The 19138-nt window shown below is 75.4% G+C and carries 12 protein-coding genes and 2 pseudogenes; 4 read left to right on the top strand and 10 right to left on the bottom strand.

Annotation, left to right across the window (positions count from 1 at the left end; all coding sequences use genetic code 11):
• The first annotated feature begins 140 nt into the window (after positions 1-140).
• Complete coding sequence (locus EV374_RS09020) at positions 141-5057, top strand: SCO7613 C-terminal domain-containing membrane protein (RefSeq protein WP_132233506.1); 4917 nt, start codon at positions 141-143, stop codon at positions 5055-5057.
• Between the two features lie 364 nt (positions 5058-5421).
• On the opposite strand, the gene purE is transcribed toward EV374_RS09020, so the two are convergent.
• The 7 genes and pseudogenes from purE to mca form a co-directional block, all read right to left on the bottom strand.
• Positions 5422-5913 carry a 5-(carboxyamino)imidazole ribonucleotide mutase gene (gene purE / locus EV374_RS09015; protein WP_132233504.1) on the bottom strand — a complete coding sequence of 164 codons (492 nt, stop codon included), beginning with the start codon at positions 5911-5913 and terminating at the stop codon, positions 5422-5424.
• Positions 5914-5953: 40 nt separating this feature from the next.
• Positions 5954-7135 carry a 5-(carboxyamino)imidazole ribonucleotide synthase gene (locus tag EV374_RS09010; protein ID WP_132233502.1) on the bottom strand — a complete coding sequence of 394 codons (1182 nt, stop codon included), beginning with the start codon at positions 7133-7135 and terminating at the stop codon, positions 5954-5956.
• A 128-nt stretch (positions 7136-7263) separates the two neighbouring features.
• Positions 7264-7968 (bottom strand): annotated as a pseudogene (locus tag EV374_RS33300) (hypothetical protein); the annotation flags it as partial.
• A 59-nt stretch (positions 7969-8027) separates the two neighbouring features.
• Positions 8028-9258 (bottom strand): annotated as a pseudogene (locus EV374_RS33295) (thioredoxin domain-containing protein); the annotation flags it as partial.
• 71 nt (positions 9259-9329) lie between these two features.
• Positions 9330-11825: a putative bifunctional diguanylate cyclase/phosphodiesterase gene (locus EV374_RS09000; RefSeq protein ID WP_486485676.1), complete on the bottom strand. Its 2496-nt coding sequence runs from the start codon at positions 11823-11825 to the stop codon at positions 9330-9332.
• 214 nt (positions 11826-12039) lie between these two features.
• Entirely contained in the window at positions 12040-12333 is a 294-nt protein-coding gene (locus EV374_RS08995; RefSeq protein WP_132233496.1) for a hypothetical protein, read from the bottom strand.
• 48 nt (positions 12334-12381) lie between these two features.
• Complete coding sequence (gene mca, locus EV374_RS08990; RefSeq protein WP_132233494.1) at positions 12382-13263, bottom strand: mycothiol conjugate amidase Mca; 882 nt, start codon at positions 13261-13263, stop codon at positions 12382-12384.
• A gap of 191 nt (positions 13264-13454) precedes the next feature.
• On the opposite strand from mca, the gene EV374_RS08985 reads away from it, so the two are divergent.
• Both EV374_RS08985 and greA read left to right on the top strand, forming a co-directional pair.
• Positions 13455-13889: a DUF4307 domain-containing protein gene (locus EV374_RS08985; RefSeq protein ID WP_132233492.1), complete on the top strand. Its 435-nt coding sequence runs from the start codon at positions 13455-13457 to the stop codon at positions 13887-13889.
• A gap of 155 nt (positions 13890-14044) precedes the next feature.
• Entirely contained in the window at positions 14045-14542 is a 498-nt protein-coding gene (greA, locus tag EV374_RS08980) for a transcription elongation factor GreA (RefSeq protein ID WP_132233490.1), read from the top strand.
• Between the two features lie 115 nt (positions 14543-14657).
• On the opposite strand, the gene ilvA is transcribed toward greA, so the two are convergent.
• From ilvA to EV374_RS08965, 3 genes are read right to left on the bottom strand one after another with little or no spacing between them, the layout of a single operon-like run.
• Complete coding sequence (gene ilvA / locus EV374_RS08975; protein ID WP_132233488.1) at positions 14658-15878, bottom strand: threonine ammonia-lyase; 1221 nt, start codon at positions 15876-15878, stop codon at positions 14658-14660.
• A 51-nt stretch (positions 15879-15929) separates the two neighbouring features.
• Entirely contained in the window at positions 15930-17327 is a 1398-nt protein-coding gene (locus EV374_RS08970; protein ID WP_132233486.1) for an amidase family protein, read from the bottom strand.
• Positions 17328-17342: 15 nt separating this feature from the next.
• Positions 17343-18485, bottom strand: coding sequence for a cystathionine gamma-synthase (locus EV374_RS08965; protein WP_121396518.1), 1143 nt, complete (start codon positions 18483-18485; stop codon positions 17343-17345).
• 121 nt (positions 18486-18606) lie between these two features.
• Between EV374_RS08965 and EV374_RS08960 the strand changes: the two genes are divergently transcribed.
• Positions 18607-19017: an HIT family protein gene (locus tag EV374_RS08960; RefSeq protein ID WP_132233484.1), complete on the top strand. Its 411-nt coding sequence runs from the start codon at positions 18607-18609 to the stop codon at positions 19015-19017.
• The last annotated feature ends 121 nt before the right edge of the window (positions 19018-19138 follow it).

Genomic DNA, 19138 nt, shown 5'->3' with positions numbered 1-19138 from the left:
CGCGGAGCACGCTCCGCGACCGGCCGTTCGCCGTACGCGTGGACGATCTTTGCCCCGGACCCGCCGACAACTGTCGAAATCCGCGCCCACATTGGGCATGCTGCCAAGGTGGGAGTCCACAGTGCGGGTGGAGGGGTGTCGTGGCGAGCTTTCAGTGCTCCTCGTGCGGCCGGGAGATCAAACCGGCCGCCAGCTGCCCGCACTGCGGTGCGCACCAGCCACAGTGGGTCGAGCACCTGGCGGAGATCGAGCGCTCGATCGCGGAGATGAAGGCCCGCGAGGCCGCCATCGCCAGCGAGCAGCGGCAGATCGCCGCCAAGATGCAGGCCGCGCTCTTCCAGCGGGACATCCTCGCCCACGCCGGTGAGGAACGTCTCAAGCAGGCCACCCGCCCCCGTCGGGTGCTGCGCCGCAGGCCGGGCCGCCGGCCGCCCACGGCCGCCACCGGCGCCCCGCCCCGGGTCCCCCGGCAGGGCACCCCCGGCGGCCCCGAGGACCCGCCGCCGCCCCCGCCGTCGACCGCCACCTGGCTCGACGCCGACGACCCGGAGCATCCCCCGGAGGCGTCCTCCCGCGAGGTCCAGAACATCCCCCTCGGGCTCGGCGCGCTGCTGCTCGGGGTCGCCGCCGTGGTCTTCGCCGCGGTGGCCACCAGCTCGATGGACGCGCTGGCCCGGCTGGGCATCCTGCTGCTCGCGACCGTGCTGATGCTGCTCGCCCCGCCGGTGCTGGCCCGGCGCGGGCTCACCTCGACCGCCGAGACCATCTCCGCGGTCGGCCTGCTCCTGGTGCCGCTCGCCGGCTACGCGCTGTGGGCGGTGGACCGGATCGGCAACGGCGGCGCCTCGGGCGCGGTCTTCGCCGGCGTCATCTTCGCCGTCACCGCCGGCGTCTCCTTCGGCTACGCGGGCTGGACGGGGCTGCGCGCGCCCCGGTTCGCCACGGTGCTGGCCGCGCAGCCGGTGCTGCCGCTGCTGGCGTCCGACCGGATCACCGGCCCGGCCGGCTGGGCACTCGTGCTGACCGCGGTGGCCCTGCTCGACCTCTGGCTGGCGCGGTCCGCGGTCACCGTGGAGCGGCCGGTCCGCCGGGACCTGCCCGGGCCCTCGGCGGCACCCGCCGGGTCCCCGGCCACGCCCCGGCAGCGCAGCGCCGACAGCCGGCCGGAGGGGGCGCCCGAGGAGGCCGGCGAGGTGCTCGACGGCGGGCCGCCGGCGCAGGACCGGGTCCCGGCCGCCCGCCCGGTGCCGGCGCTGCGCGAGCTGACCTGGGCGCTGCACGGGGTGGCGGTCGCCGTCGCCCTCGCGTACGCCGTCTCCGCCCTGCTCCGCGCGAACACCGTGCCGGCCGCCACCGGGGCCGGCGTGGTGCTGCTGCTGGCCGCCGCGGTGGGGCTGGCCGGGACCCTGGTGCTGCGCCGGCCGCCGCTGCCCGACCTCGGCGCCGGGATCTTCACCCTCGCCGTGATCGGCGCGCTGAGCCGGATCGCCTCCGTGGCGTTCCCCGGGCGGGCGCTGCTGCTGATCGCGGCGGTCATCACGCTGACCGGGCTGGCCGTGCGGGCGGTGCCGGAGGCGGCCCGACGCGGGCCGCAGCTCGCCTCGGCGGTGGCGCTCACGGTCAGCGGGGTGGTGGTCGCCGGGGGCGCGCTGCGCGCCGGGGTCGCCCCCGTCCGGGCCGCGCTGCCGGCCTGGGCGGCCGATCTGGACCGCTACCCGGCCGAGCTGTCGGCGGCCGTGGGACCGGCGGCCTGGCAGCTCGCCGCGAGCGCCTTCCTGCTGACCGTCGCCGCGGTGCTGGCCCTGCCGCCCGAGATCCGCCGGGAGTTCGCCGTGGTCGGCGCGGCGCTGACCGCGCTCGCCGTACCGGCGTCGTTCGGTCTGGGCTGGGCGGTGGCGCCCTGGCCGATGGTGCTGACGGCGGTCGGCATCGGGGTGGTCGGGCTCTCCGCCCGCACCGAACGCGCGGCGCTGGCGCACGCGGCGACCGCCGCCGGCGTCGGCCTGTTCGGCGCGGGCGCGGGACTGGCCCGACCGGCGCTGACCACCGCGGTCCTGCTCACCCTGTTCGCCGCCGGGGTCCTGGTCGCCGTGGCGCCCCGGATGCGGCTCGCTCCGGCGGCGGCCGACACCGTCTCGGCCTGGGCGGCCGGGGGCGCGGCGTTCGCGCTGCCGGGCGCGGTGGCCGCCTTCGTCGCCGCGACCGTGCCGGTCGATCCGACGCCCACCCCGGCGAGCCTGCGCGAGGTCACCGTCCCGGTGCTCGCGGCCAGCTTCCTGGCGGTCTGCGTCACCCTCGGGCACGCCGCCATCGTGCAGGTCTCCCAGCGTCGCATCCCGACGCCGCTGGCGGTGGGTACCGCCCTCGGCGCGGTCACGGTCACCGCCGCCGCGTTCGGGGCCCCGGGCGCCACCGCCGCCGACGCCTGGGTCGGCGGCCTGCTGCTCGTCGCCGCCGCGATGGTGGTGTTCGCCGGTCCCATCGACGCCGGCCGGCGCTCCGACCTCACCCTGGACGGCTCCGACCTGGCCGCCGCGGCCGTGACCGCCGCCCTGATCGCCACCCTGGCCCGGATCGCGGCCGTTCTCGCCCCCGGCGGGCAGCTCGCCGTCGCCGCCGCGCTGGTGCTGGTGGTGGCCGTGGCCGCCCGGGCCATGCCGGAGGAGTGGCGACGGGGGCCGATCGTCGGCCTCGCCGTCGGCGGCGTGCTCATCGGGCTGCTGGCCGGCTGGAGCGCGCTGCGGGGCGGGCTGGGGGTGCTCGCCACCCCGGGCCCGATCTGGGCCGGTGACCTGACCGGTTGGCCGGCCGGGCCGACCGGTGGGTCGGCGTGGCAGGCCCCGGTCGCGCTGGCCCTGCTCGGCGTCGCCGCCGCCGTCCTGCTGCCGCCACCCTGGAAGTACGACGTGTCGGGCGCGGCGGCCGTGCTCGCCACGATCGGCGCTCCGGCCGCGTTCGACCTGCCGTGGTGGTCGCCCGTCCTGGTCGGCGGCATGGTCGCCACCGTCTTCGGGGCCGCCGCCGTGGCCGCGGTCGACCCCCGCGCCGGCCTGTCCCGGGCGGTCGTGGCCGGTGTCGTCGCCCTGCACGCCGCCGGGGCGGGACTGGTCCGGCCGTGGACCACCGCGCTGGCGCTGGGCAGCATCGCGCTGATCGGCATAGTGGTGGCGGCGCTGGCCCGGTCGCTGGCCGTACCGCTGGTGGAGGACATCGAGACCGAGGGGATGCCGCCGCACCTCGCCCAGATCGGGGGCGCCGCGGCCGGTGCCGCGCTGCTCGCGTTCCCGGGCGCCGTCGCGGCGCTGGCGGCCGAGTTCGGGCGCGCGCCGGAGGTGGTGCTCACCGCCGCGTTGGCCGCGTCGAGCCTGGGTCTGGCGGCGGTGGCCGCCGTCCGGCGACGGATCCCGCAATACCTGCCCTGGGCGAGCGCGGCGGTGGTCGGCGGCGCCACGGTGAGCGCCCTGGCCGCCGTCCCCGCCGGCATGCCCGTCGGCGTCTACGCCGCTGCGGCGGCCCTGCTCGGGGTGCTCGCCGAGCTGGTGCGGGGCGCGACGGAACCGCCGGTCGGCGCGGCCCAGCCGGTCCGGCGCTGGTCGGTGCTGCTGGACGGCGCGCTGCGGCGACTGCCGGATGACGGCACGCGGCGCCGCTGGCGGGTCAGCCCCGCCGCCGGTGCGCTCGCCGCCGCCGCGCTGCCCACCGCCCTGGCGCTGGTGTCGATCGCGCCGTCCCTGGTCGTCGCCCTGGTCGACCCGCACCGCAGTCTCGGCCGGGTCTGGCAGGGGCCGCCGCCGGAGCTGCTTACCCCGCCACCCGACGCGGTCGACGCGACCCACGTGCTGACCGCGCTGCTGCTCACCGCGACCGCCGCGCTGGCCGCCACCGGCTTCAGCGGCGGGCGACGTTCCCGGGCCGTGCCGGTGGTGCTGCCCGGCGCCGCCGTCACCCTGCTGATCACCCCGGTCTCGCTCGGCAACGGCTGGCCGGCGAGCACCCTGGCGGCGCTGTCCGTGTTCACCATCTCGATGCTGGGCCTGGCGCTCACCCCGCCCCCGCCGCTGGCCGAGCGGGCCCGCTCGCTGCGGCTGGCCCGGGTGCTCGTCTTCGCCATCGGCCTGGCCGCCGGGAGCGCGGGCCTGGTCGGCGGCCTGGCGACGCGGGAGCTGACCCTGTTCACCCTGGGCGGCGCGGTCGGCGTCGGCGCGGTGGCCGCGATCTTCGGCACCACCCAGCGGGCGCGCATCCTCGGCTGGCTGTTCGCCTCGCTGATGGCGCAGCTCTTCGTGCTCACCGCCGGCCTGGTGGCCGGCCTCGCGGCCGTCTGGTCCGCGTTCGGCGTACTGGCGGTCGGCGCGGCCCTCCAGGTGTTCGCCGCGACCCTGCCCCGGCTGCGTCGCCCCGAGGCCCAGCGGGAGGCGGCCACCGTCGAGTGGAGCGGGTACGCCGCCGCCCTGATCGCCCTGGCGTTGGCCTTCGACTCGCCCCGGCACATCGCGGCGCTGCTGGCCGGCTGGGGTGCGGTGCTGGGCGTCGCGGCGACCCGACCGGGCCGTCGGCCGGTGGAGCGCCGCATCCTGTTCTGGGCGGTGGTGGTCTGCGAGATCGCCGCCTGGTGGATCCTGATGCGGGTGGCCGACGTGGCGCTGCCGGAGGCCTACACGCTGCCCTTCGCGGCACTCGCCCTGCTCGTCGGCGTGCTCGAGTTGCGGCACCGGCCCGACCTGAGCAGCTGGGTCGCGTACGGGCCCGCGCTGGTCGCCGCGTTCGTGCCGACCCTGGCGATCGTGCTGGCCACCGACTCCAGCACGCTGCGCCAGGTGCTGCTGCTGCTCGGCGCCGTGGCCGTCCTCGTCTTCGGGTCGATGAGCCAGCAGCAGGCGCCGGTGATCGTGGGCGCCGCCGTGACGGCGATCGCGGCGGTGCACGCCCTGTTCAGCCTGGGACCGTGGCTGGCCCTGATCCCCGTCGGCATCCTGCTGCTGGCGCTCGGCGCGAGCAACGAGCGCCGGCGCCGGGCCCAGGAACGCCTCCAGACGGCCCTGCGCGGCATGCGATGAGACCGGCGGGGCCCGTCCCCCCGCGATCAGTTGCCACTGCTGGTTGGCCCCGTCGGGAGGCCGGCCGTTGGATCACCGGTCCGGAGAACACGTAGCGTGACTCCTCGGCTCGACCGGGCGCACGCCCCGTCTCCCCTTTGCTCTGCACCCATGGATGCAACAGTCACCGCGCGTGACGAATGCTTGAGGCGTCAACCACTGCGGCTTTACGAAAACCCCAGCTCAGTACGCTGGTGCGCGGAGGTATGCAGAGCAAAGGGGCGGAGGAGGGGTTGGCGCCCCGAGCCGTCACCGTAACCCTGCGCAACCCCAGCACTCGTCACCGACAGCGACGAGTCCCAGGGTCCGTCCGGGCACGGGAATGTCAGGCGAGGGAGGCGCGCAGGGCCGCGTCCTTCTCGGCGACCAACTGCTCCAGGTCGGCCTGGTAGGCCGACATCCGGTCGAGCAGGGCGCGGTCGGCGGCGGCCAGGATACGGACGGCGAGCAGCCCGGCGTTGCGGGCGTTGCCGATCGACACGGTGGCCACCGGCACGCCGGCCGGCATCTGCACGATGGAGAGCAGCGAGTCCATCCCGTCGAGGTGCTTCAACGGCACCGGGACCCCGATCACCGGCAACGGGGTGACCGAGGCGACCATCCCGGGCAGGGCGGCGGCGCCACCCGCCCCGGCGATGATGACCTTCAGGCCCCGGTCGGCTGCGGCGCGCCCGTAGTCGATCATCTTGATCGGCGTACGGTGCGCCGAGACGACCTCGACCTCGTACGGCACCTCGAACTCGTCCAGCACCTCGGCGGCGGCCTTCATCGTCGGCCAGTCCGAGTCGCTGCCCATGATCAGTCCAACGGTGCTCACGCGTGCCTGCCTCTCACTCGCGACTGCGGGGCCCGCAAGCTCACGCCTGACCCTCCCGTAGCCAGCGGGCGGCTCGCGCGGCCCGCGCCCGTACGTCGTCCAGGTCGTCACCGAGCACCGTGACGTGCCCGATCTTGCGGCCGGGTCGCACCTGCTTGCCGTAGAGGTGCACCTTGGCGCCCGGCTCGGCCGCGAAGAGGTGGTGCAGCCGCTCGTCGATCGACATCCCACCCGGCTCGCCACCGAGCACGTTCGCCATCACCACCACGGGAGCGGCCAGCGAGGTGTCGCCCATCGGGTAGTCGAGCACGGCCCGCAGGTGCTGCTCGAACTGCGACGTACGTGCGCCCTCGATGGTCCAGTGCCCCGAGTTGTGCGGCCGCATCGCCAGCTCGTTCACCACGATCCGGCTGCCCCCGGGCGCGGCCCGGTCGGCGACCTCGAACAGCTCCACGGCGAGCAGGCCGACCACGCCGAGCGCGGTGGCCAGGTCGATGGCGAGCTGCTGGGCGGCGACCGCCAGCTCCTCCGGCAGGCCCGGTGCGGGGGCGAGCACCTCGACGCAGATCCCGTCGCGCTGCACCGTCTCGACCACCGGGTACGCGGCGACCTGCCCGAACGGCGAGCGCGCCACCTGCACGGCGAGTTCCCGGCGCAGCGGTACCCGCTCCTCGACGATCAGCCGGGTGCCACCGGCCAGCAGGGTAGTGGCCAGCTCCTCGGCCTGCCCCGCGTCGTCGACCATCCACACGCCCCGGCCGTCGTACCCGCCACGGGCCGCCTTGAGCACGACCGGCCAGCCGATCTCGTCGCCGAACGCCACCAGGTCGGCGGGCTCGGCGACTCCTCGCCACGCCGGGTTCGGCGCGCCCAGCTCGCCGAGCCGCTCCCGCATGACCCGCTTGTCCTGGGCGTGCAGCAGCGCGTCGGCCGGCGGGAAGAGCTTCACGCCCTCGGCGGCCAGCGTGCGGATGTGCTCGGTGGGGACGTGCTCGTGGTCGAAGGTGACCACGTCGCAGGCCTTGGCGAAGGTGCGCAGCGCGGCGAGGTCGGTGTGGTCGCCGTACTGGACGTCGGCGGCGACCAGCGCGGCGCCGTCGTCGGGGGCCAGCGCGAGCACGCGCAGCGACTGGCCGAGGGCGATCGCGGACTGGTGGGTCATCCGGGCCAACTGGCCGCCGCCCACCATGCCGACAACGGGCAGACCGGTACGGGAATCCATAGCGGCGCCAGCCTATCGGGACGCCCCGCCACCTGCGCCGCCGGATGGCGCATCGGCCCCGACCACGGGCGCGCTGCACGCAGCCGGGAGCATGCGCCGGCCGGCAACGTCAGCGCCGGCCGGAGCCGTCAGCGCCGGGTGAGCTGGCCGACCAGGTCGTCCACCGTCGTCACCGGGCGCTCGCAGACGAAACCCCGGCAGGCGTACGCGGTGGGCCGCCCGTCGACCATCGGCCGGTCGGCGAGCAGCGGCACCCCGGGCTGGCCGGACCGGCCCGCCACGATCACCGCGCCCGGCGGGGCGTGCCGGTGTGCCGCCGCGACCAGCGGGTCCCCGGTCGGCTCGTCGGTGACCACCGCGACCTCGTACGGCCCGGAGAGCAGCGCCTCGCCGACGGTGGCCGCGTAACCGGTGAACCGGGCGTGCCGGCCGACGATGGGCGCCACGGTCGACAGGGCGGCCTCGGCGGCCTCCCGGTAGCGGGTCTCCCCGGTCAGCGCCGCGTACGCGACCAGCGCCGCGACGATCGCCGAGCGCCCGGACGGGGTGGCGTTGTCGGTGGGGTCGGCGGGGCGGCTGACCAGCCGTTCGGCGTCGTCGGCCGTGTCGTAGAAGGCGCCGCCCGGCGCGGCGAACCGCTCCAGCGCGACGTCGAGCAGTCCACCGGCCAGGGTCAGCCAGCGGCCCTCCCCGGTGAGCTGGTGCAGGGCGCAGAACGCCTCGGCCACGCAGCCGTGGTCCTCCAGCACGCCGGCCGGCTCGCCGACGACCCCGCCGCGCGAGACGCGGCGCAGCCGCCCGGCCACGAGGTGACGGTCGGCCAGCACCTCGCCGATGCGGACCGCCGCGGCGGCGGTGACGGGATCCCCGGTGAGCGCGGCGTGCTCGACCAGCGCGGTGACCGCGAGCCCGTTCCAGGCGGCGACCACCTTGTCGTCGCGGGCCGGCTGGGGCCGGGCGTCGCGGACCTCGCGCAGCCGGGCCCGGATCCGCTCCCACCGCGCGGCCACCTCGGGCGCGACGTCGTCGACGTCCCGGGCCAGCCGCAGCACGCTCGTGCCGTGCTCGAACGTGCCCTCGTCGGTGACCGCGAACAGGTCGGCGGCGAAGCGGCCGTCGTCCTCCCCCAGCACCTCGACGAGCTGGGCCGGCGTCCAGGAGTAGGTGAGCCCCTCGACGCCCTCGGTGTCGGCGTCCAGGGCGGAGGCCAGGCCGCCCTCGGGGGTGCCCAGGTCGTCGATCATGAACGCGGCGGTCTCGGCGGCGACCCGGGCGGCGAGGGGATCGCCGGTCAGCCGCCAGAGCTGGGTGTACGCCCGCAGCAGCAGCGCGTTGTCGTAGAGCATCTTCTCGAAGTGCGGCACCGTCCAGTGCCCGTCGACCGAGTAGCGGGCGAAGCCGCCGGCCAGCTGGTCGTAGATGCCACCCCGGGCCATCGCCTCGCAGGTGTGCCGGGCGATCTCCAGGCTGCGCGGCGAGCCGGTGCGCTGGTGGTGCCGCAGCAGGAAGAGCAGGTTCATGTGCGGCGGGAACTTCGGCGCACCGCCGAAACCGCCGTTCACCTCGTCGTGCTCCTTGGCGAGCCGGTCGGCCGCGGCGTCGAGCAGCGCGGCGTCCAGCGGCGCGGTGGGCCCGCCCACGGCCTGCGCGCCGCCGATCGCCTCGACCACGGCGGCGCCCTGCTGGACGACGGCGTCGCGCTGGTCCCGCCAGGCCGCGGCGACCGACTGGAGCAGCCGAACGAAGTTCGCCCGGGGAAAGTAGGTGCCGCAGAAGAACGGGGTGCCGTCGGGCGTGGCGAAGACGGTCATCGGCCACCCGCCCTGCCCGGTCATCGCCTGGGTGGCGGTCATGTAGATCGCGTCGACGTCGGGGCGTTCCTCGCGGTCCACCTTGACGCAGACGAAGTCGTCGTTCATCAGGGCGCCGACCTGCTCGTTCTCGAACGACTCGTGGGCCATCACGTGGCACCAGTGGCAGGCGGCGTAGCCGACCGAGATGAGCACCGGCACGTCCCGGCGCTTCGCCTCGGCGAACGCCTCCTCGCACCACGGCCACCAGTCGACCGGGTTGTCGGCGTGCTGGAGCAGGTACGGGCTCGTGGCGTCAGCGAGTCGGTTCACCCGACGACCATAACCACCCGGTGACGCGCCCGCCCGCGCTCCGACGTGGACCGGCCGTACGGCGGGTGGGGTCAGGAGGCGCCGTCGGCGCGCAGCGGGAAGACGTTGGGGCGGGCCTCGTCGAGCAGGGTGCCGAGGACCGCGCCGATCTTGTCGGCCGGCATCGGCTTGAAGAAGTGGTAGCCCTGGGCGGCCGTGCAGCCCAGCTCGGCCAGCGCGAGGCGCTGCTCGGCGGTCTCCACGCCCTCGGCGACCACCCGCAGCCCCAGCTCGTGGGCGAGCCCGACGGTGGTCCGTACGATCGCCGCCGCCTCCGGGGAGTCGGCCATCCGGATCACGAAGGAACGGTCCACCTTCAGCTCGTCCACCGCGATCCGGGTGAGGAACGTCAGCGAGGAGAAGCCCGTGCCGAAGTCGTCGACGGCGAGCTGCACGCCCATCGACCGCAGGGTGGCGAGCACCTCGTCGATGACCTCCAGCTCGCTCATCACCACCGTCTCGGTGATCTCCAGGACCAGCCGGTCCGGCGGCACCTGGTGCCGGCGCAGGGCGTCGGCGATCTCGGTGGGCAGGCGGGGATCGAGCAGGCTGCGCGCCGACAGGTTGACCGAGATCGGCACGTCGAGCCCGTCGCGGGCCCAGCCGGCGGCGACGGCGAGCGCCTTGTCCAACACGTAGCGGGTGAAGGTGCCGAGCTGCTCGCTGTTCTCCACCGGGCGGATGAAGTCGTGCGGCCCGAGCCAGCCCCGGCGCGGGTGCCGCCAGCGGATCAGCGCCTCCACCCCCGTCGGGGCGCCGGTGGTCAGGTCGACCGCCGGCTGCAACGCCAGCACGAGCTGGTCGTCGGTCTTCAGCGCCTCGCGCAGCTCGGCCAGCAGGGCCAGCTGGTCGGTGCTGGCGGCGTCCCGGGCGGAGTCGTACGCGGCGACGCTGCCGCCGCCCTCCTTGGCCTGGTACATGGCGATGTCGGCCCGGCGCAGCAGCTCGGTCAGGTCGGCGGTGCCGGCATCGGCGACCACCACCCCGACGGAGACCTCGACGGACATCCGCACCCCGGCCACCTCGGTCGGCGCGGCGAGCCGCTCGGCGATCTCGCGGGCCTGCCGCAGCGCGTACGCCATCGGGGCGGCCCGGTCGCCGATCACCGGGACCGACGTCAGCAGCAGCGCGAACTCGTCGCCGCCGAGGCGGGCGAGCAGGTCCCCGGGGCGGGCGAGGGCGCCCAGCCGGTTGGCGGTCAACCGCAGCAGCTGGTCGCCGGCCGCGTGCCCGAGGGTGTCGTTGACCTCCTTGAACTGGTCGATGTCGAGCAGCAGCAGCGCCACCGGGTGGTCGTGGGCGAGCTGGCGCAGCGCCTGGTCACCCTTGCTGAGCAGGGCCGACCGGTTCACCAGCCCGGTGAGCTGGTCGTGCACCGCCTCGTACGACGAGCGGGCGGTGACCAGGCGCAGCTCGCGGTGGGTCGCGGCGTCGTGCAGCGCGGCGGCGAGCGCGTCGCCGAACGCGGCCACGGCGTCGCGTTCCCGCGCGTTGGGGGGCGCGCAGCGCGGGAACCGGACCCGCAGCTCGCCCACCCGGGCCGCACCCACGGAGAGGGTACGCACCAGCTCGTGGTCCTCCGGCTCGGTCCGGTCGGGCGGTGCGACCTCCCGGTCGACCAGTTGGCCGCCCGGGTCACCCCGGTAGCGCCGCCACCGGCCGTCGCTCCGGGCCACGTCGACGTCGACGAGTTCGGCGTTGAACAGGGTCAGCGCGCCGGTCACGGCGGCCGTGGCGACGCCCCGCTCGTCGAGCTGGTTGAGCGCGGCGGTGGCCTCGGCGAAGGCCCGCCAGGTGCGCCGCTCCTGGTCGGCGCGGAGCCGGTGCCGGTAGGTCTGCTGGAGCAGCCAGAGCGGCGGCGGGAGCAGCAGCAGCCAGCGCGCGTCGAGTTCCAGCAGCGCCACCACGACCAGGCCGACGGCCACGTTCCCGACGAACATCAGCAGCTTGCCCCGCAGCGCGGCGAGCAGCGGCGGCGCGACGGGGATGCCGTGCCGCAGCGCCAGGGTGGCGCCGCCGAGCCAGGCGGTGGCGAGAAGGTAGGTGACCGAGCCCGCGAGCACGGCCAGGGCGAGCGCCGGGGTCGGCGTCGCCAGCAGCGGCTCGCCGAGCACGGTGGTGACGGAGACGGCCAGGGCGGTGGCGGCGGTCAGCGACGCCGTGATCCGGACGACCTCCAGCACCGGCCGCCGGTCGCCGAGCAGCGACATGGCCGACCAGGCGAGCGCGGCGCCGAGGAGCGCGGCGGAGGGGAGCCAGCCGGTGGGCGTCAGGTAGAGGCAGATGATCAGCGCGGCCTCGCCCCAGGTGATGCTCACCATCCCGGCGGCGGTGCGGAAGCGCAGCCGCGCCAGCTGGGCGACGGCGAACACGGCGACGGCGAGGCCGAAGCGGGCCGGCCCGCCGAGCGGGTCGTCGGCGGGAAGGTGGGTCGGGGCGGTCCACCCCAGCCCGGCGGCGACCAGCGCGGTCAGCGCGACGGCGGCGGTGAGCAGGAGCAGCCGCGCGGGGGTGCCGCGGGCTTCGATCCGGTCGGTCGACTCGCCGGCCCTGCCGGAGGTCACCGGGCCGCTCCGCCCGCGCGCCGCTCGCCGGTACGACGGGCGACCGCTGGTGTGGTGGTCATCGGCGCCCCCTCCCGCGCACGGCTCGGGAACTCTTGGTCCCCCGGCGAGAGGCTAAGGCAAACCCGGTGGCCGCAACAGGGGGCGACGACCGGGTTCGACGTGAATCATGGGCGGACTAGCCGTTGCGACGCTGCTGACGCCCGGTGGGAGCGGCGGAGGATGAATCCTGCGTCAGCGCACCATCTGTCGGATCGACGACTGCCGCGTCCGCCTGGTCGGGGGTCGCTGGCGGGCCCTGCTGGGGGAACCGGTCGGGCAGCCTACGCAGCCGGGAGTTCATGTTGCGGATCAGCAGGACGGTGGCGGTGGCCAGAACGAGGATGAGGAAGAGGCCCATCGGGCCGGCCAGGCCACCCGTGCGGGTGTCCCCGAAGTTGTTCTGGGCGAGCACCTCTGCGGCGGTCAGCATGGCGTTCCTCCGGTGTGCGGTTGGTGACCAGGGTAGCCCCGGCCCGGATCAGCGGGCATGGGCCGTCTCGCGCACCCCGGCGAAGAGGTCCGACTCGGGCAGCGGGCTGTCGACCAGCGAGCGCACCAGCTCGAAGTCCTCCGTCGGCCACGCCCGCCGTTGCAGCTCCATCGGCACCTGGAACCAGAAGCCGTCCGGGTCGATCTGGGTGGCGTGGGCGCGCAGCGCGTCGTCGCGGACCGGGAAGTAGTCGGCGCACTCGACCCGGGTCGTGATCCGGGGGCCCTTGTCGGGGCGGTCCTCCCAGCGCTTGATCCACTCCTCGTAGGGCGACGTCAGGTCGGCGGCGAGCAGCGTCTCGTGCAGCGCCATGATCTTGCCCTTGGAGAAGCCGATGTCGTAGTAGAGCTTGAGCGGCTGCCACGGCTCGCCCAGCTCCGGGTAGCGCTCCGGGTCGCCGGCGGCCTCGAACGCGGCCACGCTGACCTTGTGGGTCATGATGTGGTCGGGGTGCGGGTAGCCGCCCTCCTCGTCGTACGTCGTGACGACGTGCGGACGGAACTGGCGCATCAGCCGCACCAGCGGGCCGGCCGCCACCTCGACGTCCTGGAGGGCGAAGCAGCCCTCGGGCAGCGGCGGCAGCGGGTCGCCCTCGGGCAGGCCGGAGTCGACGAAGCCGAGCCACGCCTGCTCGACGCCGAGGATCGCCCGCGCGGCGTCCATCTCCGCCCGGCGGACGTCGGCGATGTTGGCCCAGACGTCCGGCCGGTCCATCTTCGGGTTCAGCACGCTGCCGCGCTCGCCGCCGGTGCACGTGACCACCAGGACGTCCACGCCCTCGGCGACGTACTTCGCCATGGTCGCGGCGCCCTTGCTCGACTCGTCGTCGGGGTGTGCGTGGACGGCCATCAGTCGCAGTTGCTCTGCCAACGTCGGCGCTCCTCGTCTCTGGCCCCGGCGGACCCCCCGCGGGACCGCCCGGCTGACCTGCCGGAATCTTCCCCCCGCGCCGGGACCTGCCGGTGCCGACCTGTCATATTTGACGACGGGACGGGCTGGGAAGATGGAACTCTGCCATTCTTGCCGATGCCCCCGACAACGACGCCAGGAGATACCCGCCGGTGACCGAGACGCACGCCACACTTCCGCCGGGCGCGCCGGCCTTCCCGCCCGGCCGGTACGGCCGCCGCCGGGAGCCCGGGCGGCGCCGGCCGCTGCTGGTGGCGCTGCTGGTGGTCGCCCTGGTCGCGGTCATGACCCTGGTCTCGGTGCGGCTCTACCGGCAGTACGGCGACCCGAACTACGACGCCGAGGTGATCACCTACACGGGGATCACCGACAGCCAGGTGCTGGTCGACTTCCGGGTCACCGTGCCGAAGGGCGGCTCGGCGGTCTGCCTGCTGCGCGCCCGGGACCGCGACGGCGCCGAGGTGGGCCGGGAAGAGGTGACGGTGACCGCCCGGCCCGAGCAGCGGCAGGTGACCGCGCAGCACCGGCTGGCCACCACCGCCCGACCCTTCGTCGGCGAGGTGCTGCGCTGCCGGCCCGCGGGCTGAGCGGCCACGGCGCGGGCTCGGGCGCCCGGCCCGGACAGCCTCGGCGGCCCGGGCACCGGGGGTACCGCCGGTGTTCGAGCGCGCCCTGTGTCGTACCGCACTGGTAACTTGGAAGTTCACCTGTCAGCCAGCACGCACGAACGAGGAGAACGCCTGTGTCCACTGGCAACGAGGCGCCCGCCACCTGGCTGTCCCAGGACGCGTTCGACCGGCTCCAGGGCGAGCTCGACGAGCTGATCGCCAACCGGCCGGTCATCGCCGCCGAGATCAACGCCCGCCGCGAGGAGGGCGACCTGCGGGAGAACGGTGGCTACCACGCCGCCCGCGAGGAGCAGGGCAAGGCCGAGGGGCGCATCCTCTACCTCAAGGAGCTGCTCCGCACCGCCAAGGTGGGCGGGGCGCAGGCCGCCGACGCGGTGTCGCCCGGCATGGTCGTGACGATCTACTTCGACGACGACAAGGACGACACCGAGACCTTCCTGCTCGGCTCCCGGGAGATCGCGTCGACCACCGAGCTGACGGTCTACAGCCCGGAGTCGGCGCTGGGCCAGGCGATCCTGGGCGGCCGGGCCGGCCAGACCTGCACCTACACCGCCCCCAGCGGGGCCGACATCAAGGTGACCGTGGTCAGCTTCGAGCCGTTCTCCGGCTGAGTTCCCGCCGTCGGGCCGGAACGGCCCGGGCTGGCGAGACACGGCCGCCCGGGGCGCCGATCCGGCCGGGCGGCGACGACGAGCAACCTGGCGAGGCGTGGCACCGCTCCCGGTGTCACGCCTCGCCGGCGAAGACCACCTGGTAGCCGCTGGCCCGCAACGCGCTGATCAGCGTGTCGGAGTGCTCGACCCCCCGGGTCTCCACCGACAGGGCCACCTCCACCTCACCCAGGCGCAGGTGCGGATTGGCCCGCTGGTGCTCCACGTCCACCACGTTCGCCCGGTGCTCGGCGATCTCACCGAGCAGCGACGCGAGCTGGCCGGGGCGGTCCGAGCAGCGCACCGTCACCCGCAGGTAGCGCCCGGCGGCGGCGAGGCCGTGCTCGATCACCCGCAGCATCAGCAGCGGGTCGATGTTGCCGCCGGAGAGCACCGCCACCACCGGCGCCTGCACCTCGACGACGCCCGCCAGCAGCGCGGCCACGCCCACCGCGCCGGCCGGCTCGACCACCTGCTTGCCCCGCTCCAGCAGCATCAGCAGCGCCCTGGAGATGTCCTCCTCGGAGACCGTGACGATCTCGTCCACCAGCTTGCGGACGTGGGTGAAGGTGAGCTCCCCCGGCCGGCCGACGGCGATGCCGTCCGCGATGGTGCCGAACGCCGGAAGGCGTACCGGCTCGCCGGCCACCAGGGAGGGCGGGAAGGCAGCGGCGCCGGCGGCCTGCACCCCGATGATCCGCACGTCGGGCCGCAGCGCCTTGGCCGCCACCGCCATGCCGGAGACCAGCCCGCCGCCGCCCACCCCCGTGATGATCGTCCTGACCTCGGGGCACTGTTCGAGGATCTCCAGGGCCACCGTGCCCTGGCCGGCGATCACGTCCCGGTGGTCGAACGGGTGGATCAGCGTCGCGCCCGTCCGCTCGGCGTAGGTCTGCGCCGCGACCAGGGACTCGTCGACGGTGTTGCCGACCAGCTCGACCTGGGCGCCGTACCCCTTGGTGGCGGCGACCTTCGGCAGGGGCGCGTTCACCGGCATGAAGACCGTGGCGTGCGTACCGACCAGGCCGGCGGCGAGCGCGACGCCCTGGGCGTGGTTGCCGGCACTCGCCGCGACCACCCCGTCGGCCCGCTCCGCCGCCGACAGCCGGGAAATCCGCACGTACGCGCCGCGCACCTTGTACGAGCCGGCGCGTTGCAGGTTCTCGCACTTGAGCCACGTCGGCCCGCCCAGCGCCGCGCTGAGCGGCCGGGAGGGCTCCAGCGGGGTGGTGCGGACGACGTTGGCGAGAAGCTCCCGCGCGGCCCGTACGTCGGCGAGACCGACCAGTTCCGTCATGCCCCTGATCGTGCCACCCGCCTCCCGCGCCGACGCGCGGCACGCCACCTCTCAGACGGGGGCGGGGATCCGCGGGTAGCCGGGGGCGTGGCGGGACCAGGGGGCCTGCATCTCGAACTGGCCGGCGACGCCGAGGAGCAGCAGCTCGCTGCCGGGCGGGCCGATCAGCTGCACCGCGACCGGCAGCCCGTCCGGGCGGCGGCCGACCGGCACCACCAGCGCGGGCAGGCCGGCGATGTTCCACGGCGCGGCGAACGGCGCGTACCTGACGTTGGCCAGCATGTTGGCCCGCCAGGACCGGCCGGACCAGCCGCCGGCCTCCGGCGGCGCGGTGGCCAGGGCGGGCGTGAGCAGCAGGTCGACCGAGTGGTCGGCGAAGAAGCCGATCGAGCGCTCGCGCCAGGCGGCCCGGTCGGCCTCCCGGACGTACCCCCGCCGCTGCGCCCACTCGCCGAGGGCGACGTGCCGGCGGCTGCGCCGCTGGAGGCCGCGCCGGTCCAACCCGGCGGCGCGGACGTCGGCCGCCGCCGCGGCGAACCAGGTGGCGATGCCCTGCAGGCCCAGGGCCGTCGGGTAGACCGGGTCGGCCGGCACGGTGTCGTGGCCCGCCGCCGCGAGCAGCCGCCCGGCGGCGGCGACCGCGTCCCGGTTGGGCGCGTCGGCGTGCACACCCCGCACGGGCGACCGGAGCGAGACGCCCACCCGCAGCCGCTGCGGCGGCACCAGCTTGTCCGGGCGGCGGCCGGCCAGCACCGAGAAGCCGACGGCCGCGTCGGCGACCGTGCTGGTCAGCATGCCGTGCTCGGTCAGCCCGAACCAGTCGTCCGCGCCGAGCTGGCACGGAACCACGCCCCGGCCCGGCTTGAGCCCGACCAGGCCGCAGCAGGCCGCCGGGATGCGGATCGAGCCGAGGCCGTCGTTGCCGTGGGCGATCGGCACCAGGCCGGCGGCCACGGCCGCGGCCGCGCCGCCGGACGAGCCGCCGGGGGTACGCCGGGTGTCCCAGGGGTTGCGGGTCACGGCCGTCTCGTCGTCGGTGAGGCCCCAGAGGCCGAGCTCCGGCATCCGGGTCACCCCGAGGATCACCGCGCCGGCACCGCGCAGCCGCCGGACCACCTCGTGGTCGGCCTCGGCCACCGGCGTACGCACCGCCGCCGACCCGTTCCAGGTGGGCAGCCCGGCGACGGGGGTGTTCTCCTTCACCGCCACCGGCACCCCGGCCAGCGGAAGGTTGGCCAGGTCCTCCTGCTCGTCGACCTTCTCCGCCTCGGTGATCGCCTCCCCGCCGCGTACCGTGCGGAACGCGGCGAGGTCGGCGTCGACCCGGGCGATGTGGTCCAGGTGGTCGGCGACGACCTGGGTGGCCGTGACGTCGCCCCGGCGTACGCCCCGGGCGATCTGCTTGGCGGTCGCCCCCACCCAGGTCGGCATGATGTCCTGCACGGCCACCCTCCCAGCCAGCGGTCAGCCCAGCGCCTGCTCCAGATCGGCGAGCAGGTCGTCGACCGTCTCGATGCCGACAGACAGTCGCACGAGATCGCCGGGAACTTCAAGCGGCGAGCCGGCAGCACTTGCGTGTGTCATCCGGCCCGGGTGCTCGATCAGGGATTCCACGCCGCCGAGCGACTCGGCGAGGATGAAGAGCTTCGTCCGGTTGCAGATCTCGACGGCGTGCTCCTCGCCGCCGGCGGCCCGGAACGAGATCATGCCGCCGAAGCGGCGCATCTGCTTCGCGGCCACCTCGTGGCCCGGGTGCGCGGGCAGCCCCGGGTAGATGACCTGACCGACCTTGGCGTGCCCGTCCAGGTAGGCCGCGATCCGCTCGGCGTTGTCGCAGTGCCGGTCCATGCGTACGCCCAGGGTCTTGATGCCGCGCAGGGTCAGCCACGCGTCGAAGGGCCCGTTGATCGCGCCCATCGCGTTCTGGTGGTAGCGCAGTTCCTCGCCGAGCCCGGCGTCGGCCGCGACCAGCGCGCCACCGACCACGTCGGAGTGGCCGCCGATGTACTTGGTGGTCGAGTGCACCACCACGTCCGCGCCGTGCGCGATCGGCTGCTGGAGGTACGGGGAGGCGAACGTGTTGTCGACGACCAGCAGGGCGCCCGCGTCGTGCGCGACGCCGGCCAGCGCGGCGATGTCGGCGATGCCGAGCAGCGGGTTGGTGGGCGTCTCCACCCAGACGATCCGGGTCCGGCCCGGCTCGACGGCGGCCCGGATCGCGTCGGGGTCGGAGACCTTCGCCGGGGTGAAGTCCAGCCCCCAGCGCTCGGCCACCCGGGCGAAGAGCCGGTACGTGCCGCCGTACGCGTCGTCGGGGATCACCACGTGGTCGCCCGGCTTGCAGACGGTACGCAGCAGGGTGTCCTCGGCGGCCAGACCGCTGGCGAAGGCGAGCCCGACGGGGCCGCCCTCCAGCGCGGCGAGGCACTCCTGGAGGGCGTCGCGGGTCGGGTTGCCGGAGCGGCTGTACTCGTAGCCCAGCCGGGGCGCGCCGACGGCGTCCTGGGCGTAGGTGCTGGTCTGGTAGATCGGTGGGATCACCGCGCCGGTGCGGGCCTCGGGGTCCTGACCGGCGTGGATGGCGAGCGTGTCGAAGCCGTGACTCATCCCGTGAGGCTAATCCCCCGTCCCGAAGGCTGGAACGGAACGGTGCTGTCGGGTCCGCGCCCACGGCGGCGGGCCGGCGCGGGGACGTCTCCCATCCGGGCGGCCGGCATAGCCTGGACGGATGAGCGGGTGCGTGTTCTGCGGGATCGTGAGCGGCGAGACTCCCGCCTTCCGGGTCGCCGACGAGCCCGACGGGGTGGCGTTCCTGGACACCCGGCCGGTCTTCAAGGGCCACGTGCTGGTGGTACCGCGCACGCACCTGGTCGCCCTGGCCGACCTGCCCGCCGAGGCGCTGGCCGGGTACTTCGGCCTGGTGCGGCGGCTCGCGGTCGCCGTGGAGACCGGCACGGAGGCCGGTGGGACGTTCGTGGCGATGAACAACAAGGTGTCCCAGTCCGTCCCGCACCTGCACACCCACGTGGTGCCGCGCACGAAGGGCGACGGCCTGCGCGGCTTCTTCTGGCCGCGCACCCGCTACGCCGACGACGCCGAGGCCGAGACCTACGCCGCCCGCATCACCGCAGCCCTCTGACGCGCCCCAGCCGCACGGAGCGACCGGGGCGGCCGGAGCGGCCGGGGCGGCCGGGGCGGCCGGAGGCCGGCGGAGCGGGCGGAGGCCGGGGCGAACGCGACAGCCGACGCGGAGCGGGGCA

This window comes from Micromonospora sp. CNZ303, assembly GCF_004345505.1.
The sequence above is the reverse complement of the archived record's forward strand: the minus strand, read 5'-3'. Positions and strand labels throughout refer to the sequence as shown.